Below are 21,091 nucleotides of genomic sequence, written 5' to 3' on the forward strand. Positions count from 1 at the left end.
TGGCAACTTTATAACCAACCTGATATCAGGGTTGATTGCTTATTGTTTCTTTCCCAAAAAGCCTGCCATCAAATTTGAAACAAGTAATACAAATCAAATTACTCTATTTTAAAATCGAACTCAGGTTTATAAAATTATGCTATTTGTCTTAAAACTGAACGATGTTTTCAACTTACTTTACTTGAAAATTCACCAAAGTGCCAAAGGATTCCTGACGGATCATGCAAAAAACATTCTCTTCCCCAACCTTCAACCCGTATTGGAGTTAATTTTACTCCCTCGTATTTGCTGCTTAGGTCCATGGCTGATAAGTCTTCGTAATAACGCGCAACATTGTCGACTTCCATGAAGATCATCGTATTATCGATCCAGTCCTTTACATAGGCGCGCTGAAGATAAAATGCTAATTGCTCCATTTTAAATACGGAAAGATCTGGCGCTAGAACGCTTTCCTTAAACCCCAAATCACTATAAAAACGCCTTGAAATTTCAAAATCTTTGGCTCCGATGAAAGGCCGTATTGATATGGCACGATGTTCCATAAGTCTTTGTCGTTTTATTGTGATAAAGAAACAAAGGTAGAAATCCGGGCTCTTTTAATTGCTTGATTGCAATCAGTTATTTATTTTTTTCTCGTTTAATTTCTATTTGATGTCGGATCCATCCGCAGCCCGGTGTCATATATTCATTTAATAAGCAAGGTGAACTCAGATTTGCGGTGCGCTGTGATACCGTTTAATCACTTTAATTGTTTTACCTAATTAATTATATTTTAAGTGCTTATCTTTCAGCGAATTAAATATATTATCGTTCGCAGCGGATAAAAACCTACACACTATTATTTTTTTACAAAAGCGTTTTATTTTAGCTTTTCTTTCAAAGTACACACACGCATCTTCATTTATTGTTTCTATTATTTGATCTGAATTTAGTCAAAAGGTTCTAAAGAACGGATTCAACGTGGCTTCCTTTTTTTGACCAGACAAGCTTGTGCAGTTATTAACTGCGTATATTATTATACGTTGTTGTTTTGCGCTGTCTGAAATTTTTTTCTGGTAAAATTCGGGCAGATATTTTAACAATTTAATCTAAACCAAAATACTGACGATTCATTCCCTCTTCTTTTTTGAAAGCCATCCACAATCAGCTCTTAAATTATGGAACGTGACTCCGGACAATTTTCATTATCTAGTTTCTTTTCATTTGACCGGAAACAGGCTATTGTTTTAAGTACAATACTGTTTATTCTTGTTGCCGGCGCGTTATACTCTTTTGTTTACATTCCCTCTAATCGAAGGAATGTTGACGCGCTGCGTTCGCGCGCTTTGCAGAATATCGATAAGAATATTCACAACAAAATCGATAATTCGGTGGTGTTGATGAATGTGATACTGGATGTAAAGAATAATTCATACCCGGACAGATATTCCTTCCAGGATAAAGATCGATTGCAAACGTATGTAAAATCAATTCCCAGAAAAGATTTTAAACTGGATTCTATAAGTAAAACCCCACTTATAGACCCAAATACACAGGATAGTTTACGTCAGGTAAAATTTACTGGAAACAACGTGCAAATTATTTTGCAAAAGCACCTTATCAGTTTGAAAATGGATTATTCCTTTCATCAATTTATAAAACCGCTTCTTCCTGACGAAATATTTGATCAGTATTTATTATTAGACACCCGTGGCGAAATTATTTACCAAACATTTCCAAGTGGTGTTATTGAGGTTATCAGTGATTCGCTTCTGACAAAACGTACACCGTTTTTACAAAAAAGTGTACGGGATATTAGGCTCAGTGGTACTGATTATAAAATGTTTCTGCAACAGGTACGGTTAGACTATAATTCTTCGGTGACTATTGCAGGTCTTTTAGAAAAAAACAAGTACCAGCATTTAAATACAAGTCTGCCGGAAACACTCGTCCTGTTTATATTTTTTATCGTGATAACCACCATCCTGTCGCTTCCCTGGATAAAACTTTACCACATGGGAAATAAGGACCGCCTGACAGTTTTTGACGGACTTTTTGCTTTTGTAACATCTATGCTGCTGATGGCATTTCTGGTCTTTGGGTTTGTCAACTACAATGGATCCATGCGGCCTGGCGATAATCCATCCACCATTAGTAAAAAGAATCTGGGAGATGGTTTGAAGGCCGCCTTTGAGTTGGAAATTCGATCGGCTTATAAAGCTTTAATCCAGGTAGACCTCGCACGGAAAAATTTTAAAGTTGAAAGGAATATTTCCAATGTTTCGTCATCAATGGCCTATCAATGGGAGAAAAATGTCGAAGTAAAGCAAATCGACAAGGCTTTTTGTAAAGAGATACAAGGGAGCCTGGCCGGTATAAATGTAAGTGAAATATTCTGGCTCGATAAAGACGGGGGAGAAGTACAAAATTTCAATTCAACTGAAAGTGCTCCGGCGGCGAGTTATGCCAACAGAAATTATTTTAAACAGCTTAAATCGAATAAACCATTTTATCTTGATTCAAAAAAAAGTCAAAAGATTGGTATTGAGCAGGTTATTTCCTGGACTACCGGGAGTTTTATAACCGTTGTATCAATTCCATTACCGGAAAGAGATCACAGCAGCGCCAGCTACGCTGCTATTGCTTTTAATCCGAAAAGTATGAACAAACCTCTGCTTCCGGCTGGGTTTACTTATGCAATAGTTGATGATGCGGGAAGTGTGTTATACCACTCCGATCCATCAAAGAATCTGAATGAAAACCTGTTAGATGAATTTTCAGAATCGGATAAACTAAGTAATGCGTTTTTAGATAATGAAGAAACATCATTTCGGACAAAGTATGGTGGGCATGAATTTGACGTGTATTTAAGTCAATTTACAAATCTGCCATATCATATGGTTATATTCGAAGACAAAGCTTTTAGCTCGATTCGGGACATCAAGATTTTTATTTTTACGTTTTCATTGCTTCTTCTTTTCTTTACATTTCTGGCGGTTCAGTTTCTGATTGTATATCTGTTTTTCCAGAGACCTTCGTTTTTTAAAAAACACTATTTTGATATTTCGTGGTTAGGTCCGGACCGTAATCTTAAATACCAATACCTACAGGTGATCGGGTTTAATTTATTCATTATTATCATTTTATTTTTCGTCTCGTTCATTACAACCTTCTTACAGTTTCTTTTCTTTCTGCTCGTTTCTTCCACAGCGGTAACCATCTTTTTAAACAAACAATATAAAAAGCGTTACTTCGATATTGACGAAGAGAAATTTATCCAAAAAGAAAAATCGGTCAAGGCGCTATGGATTGTTGTCGTTCTTGTTAATCTGGCAGCTTTTTTTGCAATTAATTTCTGGTATTTTATTGGTTATGAGGTTTTTATTCTAATTGTTGCTATCGAATATACGCGTTATTTTGGCGACGATGAAAACGTGGAGATATTGGATTGGGTTGCTTTGAAACTCTCAGTCAGCAACAGTTTTGCACTGATGGTTTTTACCAGGCTAATTATCATCAGCGCAGTTCCGGTTGTTTTTCTTTTTACCTCAGCGTATAATTATGAATCAAGACTTATAAGTATTGATCGTCATAATCAGTTCATTAAAGACCAGTTGGATTTAAGCAACGGAAAGAAAACCCCAGTGGAAAATGTAAATATGTTTTATGACGGGATCTGGGTAAGGCATCAAGCGAAGATTGATTTTGAAAGTGTTAAATATGACGATTTTACAAAGTGGATATTTCAGCACCTGACATACTATAATGCCTCTGATCCAGCCAAATCTTATCACAAATATCAAAAAGGAGCCATACATCTTTTTGGCAATGGTATTACTTTGACCAATTACAGCAAACCTGAAGGAGGCAAAATTAAACTGGCCACTGCGGATATTAATTACAAATTTCCCATACGATACGATCGTTCCGAAGCCTGGCGGGGCTTCAGTTACTGGTTGTTGGCACTGGGGGCGCTTTCATTATTTTTCTTCCTCTTGCACAGGATCATCAGAAAATTGTTTGCCCTCAATCTTCCATCACAAACTGGCTGGGATAAGATCGACAACCAATTACTTTTTAATAATAATATGAATTTCAGGCTCTTCATCATTGGTTTGCCTGGTTCGTCAATTCTTGATACGGTTAAGAAAAATATCCGGAAAGGGCTTTTGCTCGGTGTAAACGGGGAAGCACTATTTTTTGACCGGAAGGATCCCTGGCTTAACAATACTTACATTGTTGATATGTTGTTGATTCCTGATAAAGAAGGAGAGACTGACGATCCCGCTTGGAAAGCTGTTACCGACAGAGCATTGAAAGGCAAATACGCGATGGTTATTATTGACCATTTTGAATATGATTTAAACAACTATAATACCAACAGAATCAAATTAAATTTCCTTGAAGGCCTCAGACAAAGAAAGGATTGTAAAATTATCATTGTCTCGACCGTTCATCCGGTCAACTTTCTGGATTCATTAAATCAGGACGAAAGCAGAAAACCTTTGGGGGAACGCCAGCCAGAGCATGATTTAAACAGATGGCATGTGCTGCTTTGTCATTTTAGAATTATGATAAAAAAAATCGTAGCATTCGAGTACCCATTGGATCAGGAAAGCGGATGGGAGAAGAGTTTGAAAATTGAGACCAATTATGGTAAATTTTTCCATGAAATGCGTCTGCCCGTAACAAATACGCTAAGCGAATTATCTGAAAAAGAACTGCATGGGCTCAAAGGTGATCCCCTGGCTTTTAAACTCGAAATTACGGGCCATTATTATTATATGGGCCTTTGGCAGTCGCTTACCAAGGAAGAGAAATTTTTGCTTTATGACCTGGCGGAGGATGGTCTGGTCAATCCTTATGATGATTATAATCTTTCACTGCTGATCAGCAAAGGTTTGATCATTCAGGCAGATAGCGGTCTGCGTCTTTTCAATAAAGGTTTTAGAAATTTTATACTGACATCCATTGGTGCTACCGAGGCAATGAAAATCCGTAATCAGATCAGAGACAACGGTACCTGGAATAGCTTGCGTATTCCGCTGATACTATTGATCGTTGCGGTATTTGCATTTCTTTTTGCCTCGCAGCAAGAGGCTTATGAGACGGTTCTTAAGTATCTTTCTGTACTTACGATCTCTGTTCCCGCAGCTTTGAAGTTCTTTTCTATGTTTGAGAAAACACCGAAAAATAATTAGGAAAATCTGGTGAATACCGCTTAATAATAAGTCGAAATTCTTTTAGTTTTTCATTTTAAATTATAAAAAATTATTGTCAAATTTATATAGATAAATCGTTTATCTGACTGTATATCAGGATTGCAGGTTCACAATTTTCTTTTGACAGTGTTATTTATCCAAAAAAAGGGAAGAGCTTTTACATGATGGACTGAGTCCACAAATACATGTTTTTTATTTGTTCAAAAAATAAGTTTCGTATAGCATATAGCGGCTCTTTTCGTAGGGGCTTGAATAATAAAATCCGGTTAAAACAATATTGTTTAAAGTTAAACCCTTAGAAAATCTGGTTATGTTTGGTTCTGAAACTCTGGAAGTGGCCATTGGGATAATATTTGTCTTTTTGATGGTTAGTATTATTTGCTCCGCAATCCGGGAAGGTATTGAATCCTGGCTCAAATCACGTGCGGCGAGTCATAGTTATCAGCAGGAGCTAAATTCACTGGCCTTGCCAATTGGCTGGGACAGGGCCGACTTTGGTTTCCCGTTTACTATAAGAAAAGGATTTGTAAAAGAGGATAACAAATGGGTACCTGTTCATGTGAAGAGGGGATTATGTGTTTTCGCCGGTTTTAGGCGGATGATGAAAGTGCGGTTGATAGCTGTGGAATATACGGCCATGATGATAGCGGGACAGAATTATTAACAGCGGATGAAGAGTTACCACAATCAAAAGGAGGGATAGCGTAAGATGAGTCATCGGAAAAGGCCCGGAGTTTTGTGCAGGACATAAAGAATATGCTTTGCCAAGAGGCCGTAAAACGGATCCCAGTTTGGATATGGTCACTTTCAGATCAAAGGTAGCCGAAATTTTAAGCGGGATTGCGCCAGCTGTTATTTTGATTCCTTCAAAATCGGATGACGGCAGAATGACGCTTCGAAGGGGAGGGCAAGGTATGCCAAGGGAATTAATCATGGAACTTCAAAAAAATCCGGGAATTCCTGCTGATGGTGATTTTGGTCCGAAAACAGAAGCGGCCGTTCGCGCTTTTCAACGGGAAAATGGTATGGTGCCTGATGGGATTGCAGGTCCTAAAACCTGGTTGGCTTTGAAAGTACCTGTCTGAGTTGGTTTTTTTGAGGGTTGTTTATTTTACAGAAATAGTGAAGTATTTCTGCCGGGTTCCTTGTGCGTATATACATTACAGTTTGTGATTGGCAGACATGATCATGAATTACAATTATAAGCTATCGGATATCGGTATACGGCTTCCAGATTCAGGCAATTTGGACATTTACAGAGGATTTGCGACCAAGGGTCGATAGCAAAAGTTCTCTTACAATTCATTTCGTAATAAGATTTATTATTTCCAACCATTTGTATGGCAAAGATCAAAATTGAAAAAGAGCAGCGGTTTTATCCGATCGTTTATGTCAGAGGTTTCACCCCAACTTCTGGTTCCAGAGAAGATGCTTTTTACGATGCCTATTACGGATACAGCGAAACGTCTGTCGAAAAAAGGAACGCGGCTCCTCCAAATTTTGCAGAACCTATTATTTTTGAAGGACAGCTCATCAGGCTACTTAAAGAATATGGCTATGTGGATGCGGCCAATGGCGGCCTTGCTCTGGCACTGGCCAATAGTTTTGGAAAAAAACAAAACCCTGCCCGAAGTTTATGGATCAGCCGGTTTTACGACCGGGACGTAATTCAGGATAAGGTGCGGCCCATTGAGGAACATGCAGAAGATTTGCGAAGCCTGATCTGTGAAAAAATCCCCAAAGAACTCATGGATGCCGGGGTTGATCTTGGTAAAAATAATGGAGATTATAAAGTGATCATCATCGCCCATTCCATGGGCGGCCTGGTGAGCAGATGTTTAATACAAAACCTGCTTCCGTCCCAGGGCATTGATCCGCAGCAATGGATTCACAGACTGATAACCATTGGTACGCCCCATGGCGGCATAGAGCTTGGCGCTGTGCCCGATTTTCTTGAAGATCTTTTGGCAGGGCAGGCCAATTTACTAAATGGCGCAATATTTAAAGAGACCCGAATGCGACAGTATCTGAAACTGAATGCCGTAAACGGCGGACCCGAACCAGACCTGCAAAGTTTGAACAATACGCTCCCGGAGGGTAAATGTCTTTGTATTATAGGCAGCGATTACAATAGTTACGGCGCGGTAAGGAAAGCAACGGGCAATCACAGCGATGGATTGGTGAAGCAGGACCGGGCTTATATAAAAGGTGCCTATTGGGCCAATGTACACCGTGCGCATTCCGGACGAAAGGGTATTGTGAACAGTTTTGAAACCTATGAAAACCTAAAACGTTTTCTCTTTGGCAATACAAAAGTCAGGATGTGGCTTGAAGATCTTGACCTCAAAATTAAAGCACCCAACGAGGGCGTTACTGAATTTTTCGATATCGAATTTTCATTATCGATCCGCGGAACCGGAATTTATTTACACCAGCGTAAGCAAAATCCCTGTGAAAATGCGTTCAGAAAGACAAGAGATGAATTTCCAGTGAACCAACTGCACCTTCACACCGGCTTTCTGGATACTACTCTGAAGCCCGAGGGTGATCCGTTTTCACAATTTCTACTTGCTTTCAAGATTTCACAGCATCAGGTAAAAAAGGGGTTTTTGTTTGAAACTCAGTTTCCGGAAAGAACCATTTACAGTGAAAGTATGGACATCCGGGTCAACCTGGCCAATATTGCTGTTGCTGGCAAATCCATGGTCGATTTCAGAGACAATTGATATGAATGACACACAAAACTGGATCCCCGCCGATTTGATTGACGGTGTATTCCGTTTTCCATTTCGCCAGGCAGAAACCATATCCGGTTCGTTGTGCATTCAGGCAACAGAATGGAATGAAGACGGTGCCGTTTTATTCGGCGAGGATGTATCAATGCGCTAAATCCCATCCGGATTATTGAATCGATGTGAGAAAACTGATTGATGGAGCAAAAAAATATTCTCCTCCTTTTAACGTAACAAATCCGTTAAAAGATTTTGCTCCTTCAATTGTTTTTTTGTCATTGTAAGTTCTGGCATATTTCTGCTGCTGGTCAGCAAATTCCCCTTGCCCTATGATGGGATCTTTTCCATGCTCATCTGCGTTTGCAAAAACTTCCTGCTGATGCTGAAATTGTTGGAAAATACTGGATTGAAAACTCATAAATAATAATCCGACTTTTTCTTCCGATGGTTTTCCGTAACTAATTCCCCTTCTGGCCATCATGTGTCGTTTTTCTTCTTCGCTTTGGGCTGCTGTTGATGAGGTCCTTGGATTTGTTTTTCTGATGTGTGCGTGAAAAGGACATTTTGCTCCATCGGCATCGCTGTCATAATTGAAATCATTTATTTTTCCGGCCAACGTGTTGTTAACAGCCTGGGTTCCGATCTTTTTGTTGCTGCTGCTGATCGTAACGGGCACCCCGTTTTTGAATCTGCCAACGATCATTGCTCCGGTCAGATCGAATTGGTCATTGCCGGGATCGTTAAAGAGTTCTCCGGCCAGGTCCACAACGGCGTTTCTGAAACCGTTTACATCCTGTTCGAGTTTTCGAAATACAAAATAGCTCCCGTATGCGTGTATACTTTTACCCCTGCTGTCCTTGATCAGCACAAGGTCCAGCGGCATCAACGGATTCCAGTGAACGGTTTGAACGCCATTATCTTTCAACTCCGATAATTCTTCATTGAAAAATTTTGGTTGGCTCACCCCGTCCACATAGCCAAAATGTTCAATGTGATCGTTGTTGGCGTTTGTGATAGCGTCGCCTTTTTCGGTTGTTAAAATGGTTGCCAGATTGTTGGCTTTCAGTCTGTCGGTTATTTTTGATGTTTCTGCGTCGAGCGCTTCTCTGGTTTTGCCTCCCCAGCCAATCAGGATCATCCCATGGATTTCCTTTTGATAACCGGCCTCCCAGTTTTCGACCGGAACGTCAAACATTTGAAAGCTGGAATCATTGGCCTTTTTCATTCCGGAGTTGAAGTCAGCTTCAAGATCTGTGGTATCCTGATGCAGGTAAGCATAACCTTTTGAGCTCAGCATAAGGCTGATAAACAGTGTCTGAAGTGCTTCAAGTCTGGGTTCTCTGTTTTCTTGTCGGGCCAGTTTTTTTTCCGTTGTTATTTTATCGCTGTCCTGTTTTTGTTTTAAAGCAGAGGTGAGCCGGGTCAAAGCAAACTCTTTTATGAATTTTTTTGCATCTTCGGTTTTGCCGGCATTGAATTGAAAAAAGATATGCGAAGTATGATCCCGGCCATGAGATTTTACAATATTACCCTGTATTTCGGGGGCGATTTTGCTAAAATCGGCGCCATTATAACTGATTCCTTTCCGGCTTAAATCTATCGGTTGCAATTCCAGCGGGTTGCCTGCAAGAGCAAAAGGTTTTGCATCCAATATAGCCTGTCCTCTGGGGTATACACCTCCGGAGCTGATTATTTTTTTATTCTCAAAAACATAAACGGGAATACCTTTGTGAAGGAATCGTACCGCCAGCGGATCTACGGTTATTATCCTGCCCAGATAGCTTTTTCCATTTGCAAAAGTCACCGATGTAAATGAATTTAACGTGGGAGGATTTGTGCTTTCTGTATATAATTCATGGGAAGTAAGCGGGGTGCCAACTGGAAAAGCACCGGTCGTTTTCAGTACAGTCCAGGTTTGCTGAGAAAAGGTATACAGACTTTCAGAGTGCACAAACCTGCAATCAAACCGATCCTGAAATACGTTTAAAATTTCGGCTACATATACCGTTACATCTCCTTTGAAGGTGCAGATTAAAAAGTCATGTTTTTTCATAATGTATTGTTTGTCAAATTGTTGTTTTATTAAATGACCGGAAGGCTTATTCAAGAGATTTCCTTACGAATAGGTTTCTCCTGGTATAGGATTGGGCAGCAGAGGCAATTTTTTGTATACAACCCCCAGCAGCAAAAAGCTGTCGACCGGCTTAACCGATGTAAGCGCAACTGCTCCAATGTTGATATTTGCAGTAAGTTGAACATTGGTTTCAAAGATCGAAAAACCGTCTTTTTTGGCTGTGATATGATAACTGCCAAACTTTATATTATCACTTGAAAAAGAGCCGCTGGCATCACTGATATAATTTCTCGGAACTGGAGAGTCTGCACCCAGAATATTTATTTCGGCCCCTGAAATACCGGCATTATGCTCATCCACAACATGGCCTGAGATTGCAGCGGTGTTCTGCGGTATAGCTCGTTCTCTTTCCCAATGATCGCCGACCCAAACAAAACCTGCCCTGTCAGCGACCTGCACTTTTGTGAATTTTTTTCCAAAAGGTGTTTTGAAAGCTGTTACTGCCGGCTGTATGTTGCCACGTAATTTGATATCCTGCGCAAACAAGGAAAAGTTTTTTCCCTGTACCGTTTGTACCTTTTGAATAAAACTCATACCCACATTTTTTGTCCGGTGGTCATGGACGACAGCGCTCTCCGCAGCGGATTTTCCTACGACAGACAGTTGCTGTCTGGTATAATTCTGTACCTGAAGCTGATTGGAATCCGATTGAGCAGTGGCAGAAGTTTTTAGCATAAATGGTCCGGCAAATACAGGCAAACCCGATTCCAAATGTGTCTTTACCATTTTGTTTTTTTCAGAATCCGGTGATAATACGGGATTTACATTTTTGACAAGTATAAATTCAACCGGGTATGCGGGCAGTATTCCTTCAAAATTGTCTTTCTCCGCAGAGGAGATCAACACATCGGGATAGTTCCAGTACCGGCTTAACAAAAGGCTTTCTTTGTACCAGGCGCGCGAGAGGATCACACGGCAAATCTCAAACTTTATGCTATCAACTTCCAGTACGTCGTTTCCGAATACGGATTCAATATCAATGTTTCCTGCGTTTTGTTTTAGCGCTGCCGTCAGGTTATTTATTTCATTTTTATCCAGATTTACTTGTGTCCATTCAAACCCTCCGATTTGATACAGGTTATTCGGAATGCAGCCCATTGGATATATATCGGCGCCCGATGCGATATTTTCTGATCGTAAAGTGCTCAGTGCTATTTTAGCCTCCTGCCACTGACTGCAAAATTCATTGCGTTCGGTATTGTCCCTGGGCTCATCAAATGTTTCAATGGCTGCTTCTATTGCATTTTTTTGACCTAAAACTTTCCATTCAAATTCTTTACTCTTTAATTCATTTTCATAGTCAGCGAAGGTACTGTTCCATAAAACAGCTTCGGGTGATGACTCGCCGGGTTGTGTAGTTTTATGCAGCTGTATTTTGTCAATAATTTCTTTGTATTGCTTTTGGTAACTTTTGTAAGTTTGAAACGCCGCTGTTGGTAAATTATCCTCTCCATAAAGTACTTTCCTGGCAACGGCCTGCTGATCAAGTTCGATCTGGTTAAATTCCCTGCTTGCTATTAATCGCGCACCATTCAGGATCTGAATGTACTTATCGTAAAGAAAATCAGCCGAGTCAATCTCCCAGATGCCTTCCTTTTTTATAATTGAATTTGCCTTTTGCGAAAATTCAAGTGCCTCGTTATAATATTTTGCGGGGTCTTTTGCATAGATCTCGCTGTTCAGGAACAGGAAATCATCGTTGGTGAACGGCGTGGCCAGTGGAGCAAAGGCTACTTGCTTTTCATCATTTGCCCCAACCATCTTTTTTATATACTGGAACATTGCAGGAATTAAGCTCATAACTTTAAAAGGCTTTAATTCAGAATTATTTATATTTTATTAAATGATAATTAATTGCCGGAGCCAATTATCTGATCCGGCAATTAATTTTTTATACCCAATTGGTAATCGTTGGATTAGGATCCGGGCATACCGGCAGCAAATGGCAGTTAAAACCAATGCATTGCAGTCCGTCTACGCTTATTCCCTGGCTGTCGCTGTGGAATTCCCTCCTGGCTTCCGAGGTGGTTTTTTTTGCGCTGCCGCCCAGGAAAAATGGCCCAAAACTCAGCGCTCCGCCACCATTGGCAGTTGTCTGGAGACTTTCGCCAACCGAGACTGAATTGGCAAACTTTAACTTCAATCCTCTAATGAATATCATCGAGGTAGCAAAAGCCGGCAGCATGGAGTCAGCACGTGGCGGTCTTTTTCCGTCACTTAAAATATCTCCTTTTGATTCAGGATTGTTGGGGTCAAAACGCCAGGTTTTACTGGTCAGGAAATTGCTTTTCAGCCAGTTCGAACGCTGTATCTGAACCTGTGCAATCTCGAATGACAGCTCAAAATTACTGACATCAGCCTGCGTTTTCAAGGTTTCTTTACTGCCTCCGCCGGAGCCGCCAATCGTAAACAACCCAAGGCTGAATCCGCCTCCTGCCTTACCGCCGGTTGAAGTTTTGTTTGAATAATAACTGAAATCATTGTTGGTGAAGGTAAAGCGTGTCTAGCCTTTTGACTTGATAAAACCGGCAGGCGCAAGGCTGGTATAATAGAAATCGCCGCCACCGACAATACCGGTAAGTCTGGCTTTGGCCAGCGCATCTTTGTAAATGGCTTTGATAATGGTCAGGTCCCTTGAGCTCATCTGATCGATCCGGGCTGCAATGCCTTCAAACTCGTTTTTGTATCCGTTGTTAATCCAGTCGCTCATCGCAAAATTTACCCGGCTGCGATAGATGCTGGCGTTTATTGCAAAATCGTGAACATCCCTTGGCGTGGAGGCAGTAAGTGCATTTATTCTTGAATTATTATAGACCAGTGATGCTTCTTCCCAGGCGGCCCGCTTTTCAGCATATAATTTTACCAGCGGACTTTCTTCCATCACTTTGATTTTTTCACCCGTTATCAGGTCTTCTTTTTCCCTTTCTACCTGAAGCAGCTGACGATATTTCTCAATTTTGGCCTTGTCATCCGCAGAAAGCTCCGTATTGGCAACCTGGCTAAACCGCAGTACAAAATCATAAACGTCCGAAAGTGTGCCTTCGTCATTTTTGATATTCATGCGTGCCAGGGCATCATTCATGCCCGAAGCATCCGGGATGAAATCTACAAACCTTGCAAAGGATTCTGCCTGCATATACATTTGTGATGTGTTTTGAGCAAGCAGTTCAGCGCGTTCCACATCGGTCAGTTCCCGCTTTGTTTCAACACCTGCTGCATCTTTTGTGGTCAAAGATTCAGGCTTGATTACGCCTGTGAGGCCTTGCTGTAAAAAGTCAAATTCATTTTCATCAAAGGGAATTCCCGGCGAGCACCAGGTGAAAAAATTGTCCTCTGATTTAGGAACAGTGACACCGTCACCATTGGCAATAACGTCGTAAAGCTTGGCCAATACTGAGTTCATCAGATTTTCTGGCATTGGGTTTTCTGGCATAATAAAGGTGTTTTTGTTTGTTAAATTGTATTTCGGTACATAGGATATTATTTTTTTGGCAACAAAAAGCCAGTCTCTGATCTTACAGATCAAAAAATACAATGGACAGTAATAGGAAATGGATTGCCTTGTTTTGGCTAATGCCGTTTTACAACTTTGGTCTTAACGGATTGAAAGGATGAGTAAGCAGATACAAAAGTGATCTTTAAAAAACATTGATAATGGGTGTAAACCCACGCCGTGGATTAGTCGTCCGGAAAATGCCTAACGAGGAGAAACGTTGATTTTAACGGGGGGAGGAGAATTTGAGCTTCGTCTGTCCAAAGCTATTGATTTGTTTGGTCTGGTGTAAATAATTCAGCTTTAAGTTATTAAGTGGTAAAGTGCCCGCGTTTCTTGATTATTCGTCAGATCATGGTTGTATTGAAAAATGGCTAACCGGAATATCCTTATGTGGGGCATACTTGCGCCTGGCTGACCAGTTTCCGGATAACCGCGTCCGACTGCCTTAAAAACAGGCAGGATAGCACAGGCTGGTTCTATGCCTGAAATTGATTTATTTCCGGAAATTTTTACGATCTTAAAGCAATCATTTCTAAACCTACGCCGCCCAGTGAAAAAACTACTTGCCCTGCTTTTCTGTTTATTATACCTTGAAAACCAACCTGTTTTGGCGCAGCATTTACCCCCGATATTTGGCACAAACGTTACCGCCGAAAAAGATGCCCGTATTAAACAGTATCTGACGGCAACCAGAATTGTCTGGAAAACAGCCGGATCAGGTATTTCAGGGGAGCAGAATCTATTAAGGCCCGGCACAGGACAGGCCGATCTGGTGCATCAGAATATCTGTACGATGACCAGCAGGGACGGCGAAAAACCTGGCCTTATTCTTGATTTTGGAAAAGAAATACAAGGAGGAATACAGCTGGTAACAGACCAGCCCGCCGATCACCGCCCTATAAAAATAAGACTGCGTTTTGGAGAATCTGTCAGTGAGGCTATGTCTGAAATCGATACCGTTAGCGGCGCGACGAATGATCATGCCATGCGTGATTTTATGATCGAAGTGCCCTGGCTGGGCGTGATGAATGCAGGTAATACCGGATTTCGTTTTGTGCGGATAGATCTGGTTGATGATAACCGCGAGCTGCAATTAAAGGAAGCGCGCGCTATTTTTGAATACCGTGACCTGGCCTATGTGGGCTCTTTTAAAAGTAATGACGAAAGACTGAACACCATCTGGAATACCGGTGCTTATACGGTGCATCTGAACATGCAGCAGTTTTTGTGGGACGGTATCAAAAGAGACAGACTTGTCTGGGTTGGAGATATGCACCCTGAAATTATGACGATCAACAGTGTATTTGGTAAAAACGAAGTGGTGGCAAAAAGCCTTGACCAGGCACGGGACATCACACCGCTTCCGGGCTGGATGAACGGCATCAGCGCCTATTCGATGTGGTGGGTACTGATTCACCGCGACCTTTACAAATACCAGGGCGATAAAGATTATCTTAGAAAACAGCAGAAATATCTGGTTGAACTGCTTGATCTTTTGATCAGTAAAACCAAAGACAACAAAGAGAATCTGGACGGCACCCGGTTTCTGGACTGGCCATCAAGCGAAAACCCTAAGGCCATCCATGCGGGGCTGCATGCGATGATGATCATGACCCTGGATGCAGGCGCGGAGCTTTGCACGATCCTGGATGAGCCCGCCGAGGCACAGAAATGCAAAGCCGCATCGACCAACCTGAAATTATATGTTCCGGATGCAAACGGTTCCAAACAGGCTGCCGCGCTTCTGGCACTCTCAGGACTTGTGCCTGCACAGCAAGCAAACACAGAAGTGCTGGCTGTGGATGGTTGTGCGAGAATGTCCACTTTTTATGGCTATTATATGCTTCAGGCCAGAGCCAAGGCGGGTGATTACCAGGGCGCGCTTGATTGTATCCGGAATTACTGGGGTGGAATGCTGGACATGGGGGCAACCACTTTCTGGGAGGATTTTGATCTGGACTGGACAAAAAATGCAGCCCCGATCACCGAAATTGTACCCGAAGGGAAAGATGACATCCACGGTGATTTTGGCGCTTATTGTTACAAAAACCTGCGCCACAGTCTTTGCCACGGCTGGGCATCCGGGCCAACAGCCTGGCTGAGCCAGCATGTACTGGGTGTCACTGTGCTTGAAGCCGGTTGCAAAACGATACGCATCCAGCCCAATCTGGGTGATCTCCAATGGGTGGAAGGAACATTCCCAACGCCGATGGGGCCTGTTAAAATCAGACATGAAAAGCTTGCGAATGGAAAGATCAAATCAACCATTGACGCACCGAAGGGTGTGAAAGTGGTGGGGAGTAATTTGTAGGTTGTGCGGTAGGTAACACAGAGTTTCACAGAGGGTAGGAGAGGTGCGCAGAGGTTTTGAGGTGGTACCTTGACAATCCTTGACTATTCCTTGACAACCCTTGACCGTCTCCTGACAACCCTTGACAAAATCTGGCCACCCCTAATCCGTTGCAAGTAATTCCATTAATTTATAATTTATAAAATAGGTGGTCCTTCCTATTTTTTGTGGTCTTAATATATCCGACTCTGATAGTTTTTTTAGCCAGATTGAGGCCGTTTGTCGATGAGCAATTTCTTTTTTTTCTAAAAGTTCTATCTTAAGATAAGGCAGAGTAAACATTAATTGCAATAGGTCATAGCTGAAAGCAGTGCCTAATACCTCCTTCATGCGTATTTCTGTTGCATTTTTAAGTGTCAGCATATTCCTTATTTTCTTTGTTGTCAGCTGAGCGGTTTCAATCAGGGCAGTAAGTATATACATGATCCAGTCATGCCAGTTATTTGTCTCGGTCACCTCTCTAAGTAGTTGATAATAAAGCGTTTTATGTTTTATTATGTAGGAGCTAAGGTATAACACCGGTAGCGACAATAGCTCCTGTTGAACCAGATATAAGGCATTGATAATACGTCCTGTACGGCCATTGCCATCCGCAAACGGGTGAATTGCTTCAAACTGATAATGTATTAGAGCCAACTTGATTAATGGGTCAAGTGAAGAAATTTCCTGGTCATTCATAAATCGTTCCAGGCTAGCGAGCTTTTCTCTCAAAACTTCTTCACAACAAGGAGGCGTGTATATCACCTCTCCGTTGATCGCGTTTTTTAGCGTAGTTCCCGGTATATTTCGGATCCCGGAAGTATTCTGTGTGACGGTCTGAACAATTTCAACCATCGTGTTGGTCAGGATTAAATTGTCCTGGGACCTTATTTTTTCCAATCCTCTGTAAAGTGCTTCCCTGTAACTCAAAACTTCCTTTGCTGTATGACTGGCTGTTTGTTCTTCGGTGGCTGCTTTATAAAGTTCATCCTGAGTAGTTACTATATTTTCAATGGCAGAACTGTTTTTACTTTCCTGTAAGACAATTGTGCTGATGAGCAATTCAGGATCTGGCAAAGATGCGCATAAACCATTTAATTCTCCAATATAGCGGGATGCTTTCGACAGATGCCGAAATATCTCGACAGATTCCACGAAATTGACAGGTGGTAAATTTGGCAGATCATTGTAAGGTATATCTTTGTTTTGCATCATGTCAGGTTTAATTTTCAGCAAGACTCATGTAGAAATGTCGCTGAGGGTAAGTTTCATGTCTATGGATTCACCATTACTCTCCATTTATGTCGAAAATAATACTAATTTTCGACATAAGGAAAATTTCATGTTGAAGCGTTCGACATGAAATTTTCTTTGTGTCGAAAATTTGATCTTTTTCCGACATGAATGATGATGTATGTTTAGGTTACACAGAGTAACACAGAGAGCAGGAGAGTTGCACAGAGGTTTTGAGGCTGGTTACGTTGACGATCAATGACAATTTCTTGACAAAACCTGACAATAGTTATACAGAGTTACACAGAGTTTCACAGAGAGCAGGAGAGTTGCACAGAGGTTTTGAGGCTGCTTACGTTGACGATCAATGACAATTTCTTGACAAAACCTGACAATAGTTATACAGAGTTACACAGAGCTGCACAGAGAGCAGGAGCGTTGTACAGAGGTTTTGAGGCTGGTTACGTTGACGATCAAGGACAATTTCTTGACAAAACCTGACAATAGTTACACAGAGTAACACAGAGAGCAGGAGCGTTGCACAGAGGTTTTGAGGCTGGTTACGTTGACGATCAATGACAATTTCTTGACAAAACCTGACAATAGTTATACAGAGTTACACAGAGTTTCACAGAGAGCAGGAGAGTTGCACAGAGGTTTTGAGGCTGCTTACGTTGACGATCAATGACAATTTCTTGACAAAACCTGACAATAGTTATACAGAGTTACACAGAGCTGCACAGAGAGCAGGAGCGTTGTACAGAGGTTTTGAGGCTGGTTACGTTGACGATCAAGGACAATTTCTTGACAAAACCTGACAATAGTTATACAGAGTTACACATAGAGCAGGAGAGTTGCACAGAGGTTTTGAGGCTGCTTACGTTGACGATCAATGACAATTTCTTGACAAAACCTGACAATAGTTATACAGAGTTACACAGAGAGCAGGAGCGTTGCACAGAGGTTTTGAGACCGACACCTTAACTATCCCTGACAATTCCCTGACAAAACCTGACCACACATGACACCCTAGGATTGTAACCGACATTAATTTATTGTTAATTAGCTTTCCGTTTCGGGTTCAAATTTATAACTTAGTGCTCTGTAAACCAGTTTGTTAGTTCAACGTTATTCGTTAGTAAGATGTCTCGTTATATTATTCTATTTCTTTCATTTTTATTACTATTACAGCCATGCCGCGCCCAGGAAAGCAAGCGGGCTAATGTCTGGTATTTTGGATATGAAGCCGGAATAGATTTTAACAGCGGAAAACCAGTTGTCTTAAATGATAGCAAAATGACCCAGTGGGAGGGGACGGCCTCTATTTGTGATGAAAATGGAAAACTGCTTTTGTATACAAACGGAATACAGATTTGGAATAATAAACACAAAGTGATTGAGGGCGCCACAGATCTCGGTGGTAATGATTCTGCCACGCAATCCGCTATCATTATCCCAAAACCCGGAGATCCCAATATTTATTATGTCTTTACCACTTTTAGCTATTTGAGTTGTATCATTGTGGATATAAGTCTGAATCAGGGAGAAGGAGGGATTGTTTCCAAAAATATTTTAATGGAGCACTCCACTGAAAAGCTAACGGCAGTGCAACATTGTAATGGCCTGGATTTTTGGATTTTAGTGCATGAAGCTGGAAATAATACATTCAGAAATTATCTTCTTACGAAGGATGGTCTAGCGAAATCGTATGTAGAAAATAGAATAGGTAATAGCCAACATTCATCTTTGGGTTATCTGAAATTTTCACCATCCGGAACAAAGTTGGCAGCAGCTTTATGGGGAAGAGGAATTGTTGAACTTTACGATTTTGATACCAGTACCGGTATCATTTCTAACCCTGTAACCATAAAACATCAGGATTTTTTCAAAGCGTATGGCCTGGAATTTTCTCCTGATGAGAGTTTTCTTTATGTTACGGAAACCCTTGAAACCGCAAGCCGAATTTTTCAGTTGGATATTTCAGATAAGAATCCAGTTACAATTTTGAAGTCAAAAACCACCATTGGGCAGACCGCCGTATCCTATTTTGGAGCGCTAAAAATGGGTCCGGATAATAGAATATATGTCGCTAAAAACAGAATGAAAAATTTGGGCGTCATTAATAATCCCAATAGCAAAGGAATCAGCTGCGGTTATGTCAGTGATGGACTTGAGTTAGGAGCGGTTAGTGGTATCGGGCTTCCAAACTTCGTTTCAACCTTTAATTTACAAAAATCGACCCTGGCTATTATTGAAGATAAAAATTGCAATGACATTACACTGACCGCTGATTTTTACCCGGCTTCTACAAACACTGTTTACCAATGGTATGATGGTAACTCTAAAATTGAAACCGCGAAAGAGAAAACGTTTAGACCAGATCGTTCTGGTTTATATTCCGTTGTTGTGCGTAATCATTGCTCAATTGAAAAGATAACTTCTCCCGAAATAAAAGTACAGATTCTTAAAGCCGAACCAGAAGCGATAAAGGTTAATTGTGGTTTTTATAAACTAATTACGAATGCCAACACAGATTTTGAGTGGACGGGGGAAACAATTAAAACATCAGATCAAAATACCGATTCTATTGTTGTCAGCGGAACGGGATCCAAAACTTTCAAATTAAAGGTATTTGATCATGAGGATCCGACCTGTTTTATTGAAAAACAACTGCATATAGATTTTGGCATTTGTGATGCCCGGGTTTTTATTCCCGCCATCTTCACTCCGAATCAGGACGGGATCAATGATACCTTTAAAATTATAATAATCGGGGGGACCCCTCTCAAACTTGAAATTTTTAACCGATGGGGCTCGCTGATATTTACGGATTCAAGTCCTGCCGCTGAATGGAGTGGGAAAATGAATAACTCCACACATGAAAACGGCGATTATGTTTATGTTTTTAAATATAAAACTGAAATGGGTGAGGAGTTTGTGCGGAAGGGAAGTATTTTGTTGCAGCGGTAAGTTTGTTTAACCACAAAGCACTAAGTTTTACACAAAGATTAACGCTTTGTGCCTTCCTTAGTGTAAAACGCTGTGTCCTCGTGGTTAACAAAATTCAAAAACTAAACCAGCTTTTTGATACATACGTCCAGACTATCTCTCCAGTATGGAATTTGTATTCCGAAAGTGGTTTTGATTTTAGTTTTATCCATTACCGAGTATGCAGGTCTTACGGCCCTTGTTACGTATTCCGATGTTTTCACAGGGTTTACTTTCACGGTGGTATGGCTGATATCAAAAATAGTTGTGGCGAAATCAAACCAGGATGTTACCCCTTCATTGCTGTAATGATAGATGCCGTAAGTCGTGCTGCCAGATTCTATAATGTCCAGAATGGCACCGGCCAGATCAATCGCGTAAGTAGGGGAGCCGGTCTGATCCACGATCACGCCCAGTTGGTCCCGCTCGCTTCCCAGACGAAGCATTGTTTTTACAAAGTTATTGCCATATTCGGAATACAGCCAGCTGGTACGTATCGTGAAGTGTTTTTCCAATACATCCGCAATGGCCGCTTCGCCTTCCAGTTTGGTAAGCCCGTAAACATTCTCAGGTTCAGCAGGATCTGTTTCTGATAAAATTTGAGGAATGTTGCCTTTAAATACAAAATCAGTGGAAACATGTATTAAAGTGGCGTCATATTTGGCACAGGCCTTTGCAATATTTTCAGCTCCGTCCCGGTTTACTTTGCGACAAATATCAACGTCATCTTCCGCTTTATCAACGGCAGTATAGGCAGCACAGTTGATGACAAATTCAGGTTTTTCTTTTGTGAATAATATATCAAGAAGATTGACATCCAATATATTACCTTCCTGTTCCGATGGAAAAGAAATGTCTGTAATGCCTCTTTCTTCGGCAACCTTTTTAAGGCAATGGCCCAGTTGTCCGGATGCGCCTAGTACGAGTATTTTCATTTTTTAGTGTTAATGTTTCCTGGCAAAGTTAGAATATTAGCTA

14 protein-coding genes are annotated in these 21,091 nt (G+C 41.1%); 7 read left to right on the top strand and 7 right to left on the bottom strand.

Features of this window, described 5'->3' with window-relative positions; genetic code table 11:
• Nucleotides 1-167: 167 nt before the first annotated feature.
• Nucleotides 168-542 (bottom strand): glyoxalase, encoded by a 375-nt coding sequence (locus FZF08_RS27850; protein WP_159476850.1) that lies wholly within the window; start codon nt 540-542, stop codon nt 168-170.
• A gap of 615 nt (nt 543-1,157) precedes the next feature.
• Between FZF08_RS27850 and FZF08_RS27855 the strand changes: the two genes are divergently transcribed.
• The 5 genes from FZF08_RS27855 (at nt 1,158) to FZF08_RS27875 (ending at nt 8,090) form a co-directional block, all read left to right on the top strand.
• Entirely contained in the window at nt 1,158-5,180 is a 4,023-nt protein-coding gene (locus FZF08_RS27855; RefSeq protein ID WP_159476853.1) for a cache domain-containing protein, read from the top strand.
• A 331-nt stretch (nt 5,181-5,511) separates the two neighbouring features.
• Entirely contained in the window at nt 5,512-5,865 is a 354-nt protein-coding gene (locus FZF08_RS27860) for a hypothetical protein (RefSeq protein WP_159476856.1), read from the top strand.
• A 133-nt stretch (nt 5,866-5,998) separates the two neighbouring features.
• Nucleotides 5,999-6,286 carry a peptidoglycan-binding protein gene (locus FZF08_RS32195; protein WP_159476858.1) on the top strand — a complete coding sequence of 96 codons (288 nt, stop codon included), beginning with the start codon at nt 5,999-6,001 and terminating at the stop codon, nt 6,284-6,286.
• A 255-nt stretch (nt 6,287-6,541) separates the two neighbouring features.
• Nucleotides 6,542-7,927 (top strand): lipase/acyltransferase domain-containing protein, encoded by a 1,386-nt coding sequence (locus FZF08_RS27870; protein WP_159476860.1) that lies wholly within the window; start codon nt 6,542-6,544, stop codon nt 7,925-7,927.
• A gap of 1 nt (nt 7,928) precedes the next feature.
• Complete coding sequence (locus FZF08_RS27875; RefSeq protein ID WP_159476862.1) at nt 7,929-8,090, top strand: hypothetical protein; 162 nt, start codon at nt 7,929-7,931, stop codon at nt 8,088-8,090.
• Between the two features lie 12 nt (nt 8,091-8,102).
• On the opposite strand, the gene FZF08_RS27880 is transcribed toward FZF08_RS27875, so the two are convergent.
• From FZF08_RS27880 to FZF08_RS27895, 4 genes are all read right to left on the bottom strand, one after another.
• Nucleotides 8,103-9,986, bottom strand: a complete 1,884-nt coding sequence (locus tag FZF08_RS27880; protein ID WP_159476864.1) for a Dyp-type peroxidase domain-containing protein — start codon at nt 9,984-9,986, stop codon at nt 8,103-8,105.
• Nucleotides 9,987-10,049: 63 nt separating this feature from the next.
• Nucleotides 10,050-11,867 carry a carboxypeptidase-like regulatory domain-containing protein gene (locus tag FZF08_RS27885; protein ID WP_159476866.1) on the bottom strand — a complete coding sequence of 606 codons (1,818 nt, stop codon included), beginning with the start codon at nt 11,865-11,867 and terminating at the stop codon, nt 10,050-10,052.
• 91 nt (nt 11,868-11,958) lie between these two features.
• The gene (locus FZF08_RS27890) at nt 11,959-12,480 is read right to left on the bottom strand and encodes a hypothetical protein (RefSeq protein WP_159476868.1); all 522 of its coding nucleotides are present in this window, start codon (nt 12,478-12,480) and stop codon (nt 11,959-11,961) included.
• A 90-nt stretch (nt 12,481-12,570) separates the two neighbouring features.
• The gene (locus FZF08_RS27895) at nt 12,571-13,500 is read right to left on the bottom strand and encodes a hypothetical protein (RefSeq protein WP_159476870.1); all 930 of its coding nucleotides are present in this window, start codon (nt 13,498-13,500) and stop codon (nt 12,571-12,573) included.
• A gap of 613 nt (nt 13,501-14,113) precedes the next feature.
• Between FZF08_RS27895 and FZF08_RS27900 the strand changes: the two genes are divergently transcribed.
• Complete coding sequence (locus tag FZF08_RS27900; protein ID WP_229216725.1) at nt 14,114-15,874, top strand: alpha-L-rhamnosidase C-terminal domain-containing protein; 1,761 nt, start codon at nt 14,114-14,116, stop codon at nt 15,872-15,874.
• Nucleotides 15,875-16,015: 141 nt separating this feature from the next.
• Here FZF08_RS27900 and FZF08_RS27905 read toward each other — a convergent pair whose 3' ends face one another.
• Nucleotides 16,016-17,107 carry a Fic family protein gene (locus FZF08_RS27905; protein ID WP_159476874.1) on the bottom strand — a complete coding sequence of 364 codons (1,092 nt, stop codon included), beginning with the start codon at nt 17,105-17,107 and terminating at the stop codon, nt 16,016-16,018.
• A 1,161-nt stretch (nt 17,108-18,268) separates the two neighbouring features.
• On the opposite strand from FZF08_RS27905, the gene FZF08_RS27910 reads away from it, so the two are divergent.
• Nucleotides 18,269-20,095: a gliding motility-associated C-terminal domain-containing protein gene (locus tag FZF08_RS27910; protein ID WP_159476876.1), complete on the top strand. Its 1,827-nt coding sequence runs from the start codon at nt 18,269-18,271 to the stop codon at nt 20,093-20,095.
• Nucleotides 20,096-20,196: 101 nt separating this feature from the next.
• Here FZF08_RS27910 and rfbD read toward each other — a convergent pair whose 3' ends face one another.
• Nucleotides 20,197-21,048 carry a dTDP-4-dehydrorhamnose reductase gene (gene rfbD / locus FZF08_RS27915; RefSeq protein WP_159476879.1) on the bottom strand — a complete coding sequence of 284 codons (852 nt, stop codon included), beginning with the start codon at nt 21,046-21,048 and terminating at the stop codon, nt 20,197-20,199.
• Nucleotides 21,049-21,091 lie beyond the last annotated feature (43 nt).

The organism is Dyadobacter sp. 3J3, from assembly GCF_009801115.1.
Classification (GTDB): domain Bacteria; phylum Bacteroidota; class Bacteroidia; order Cytophagales; family Spirosomataceae; genus Dyadobacter.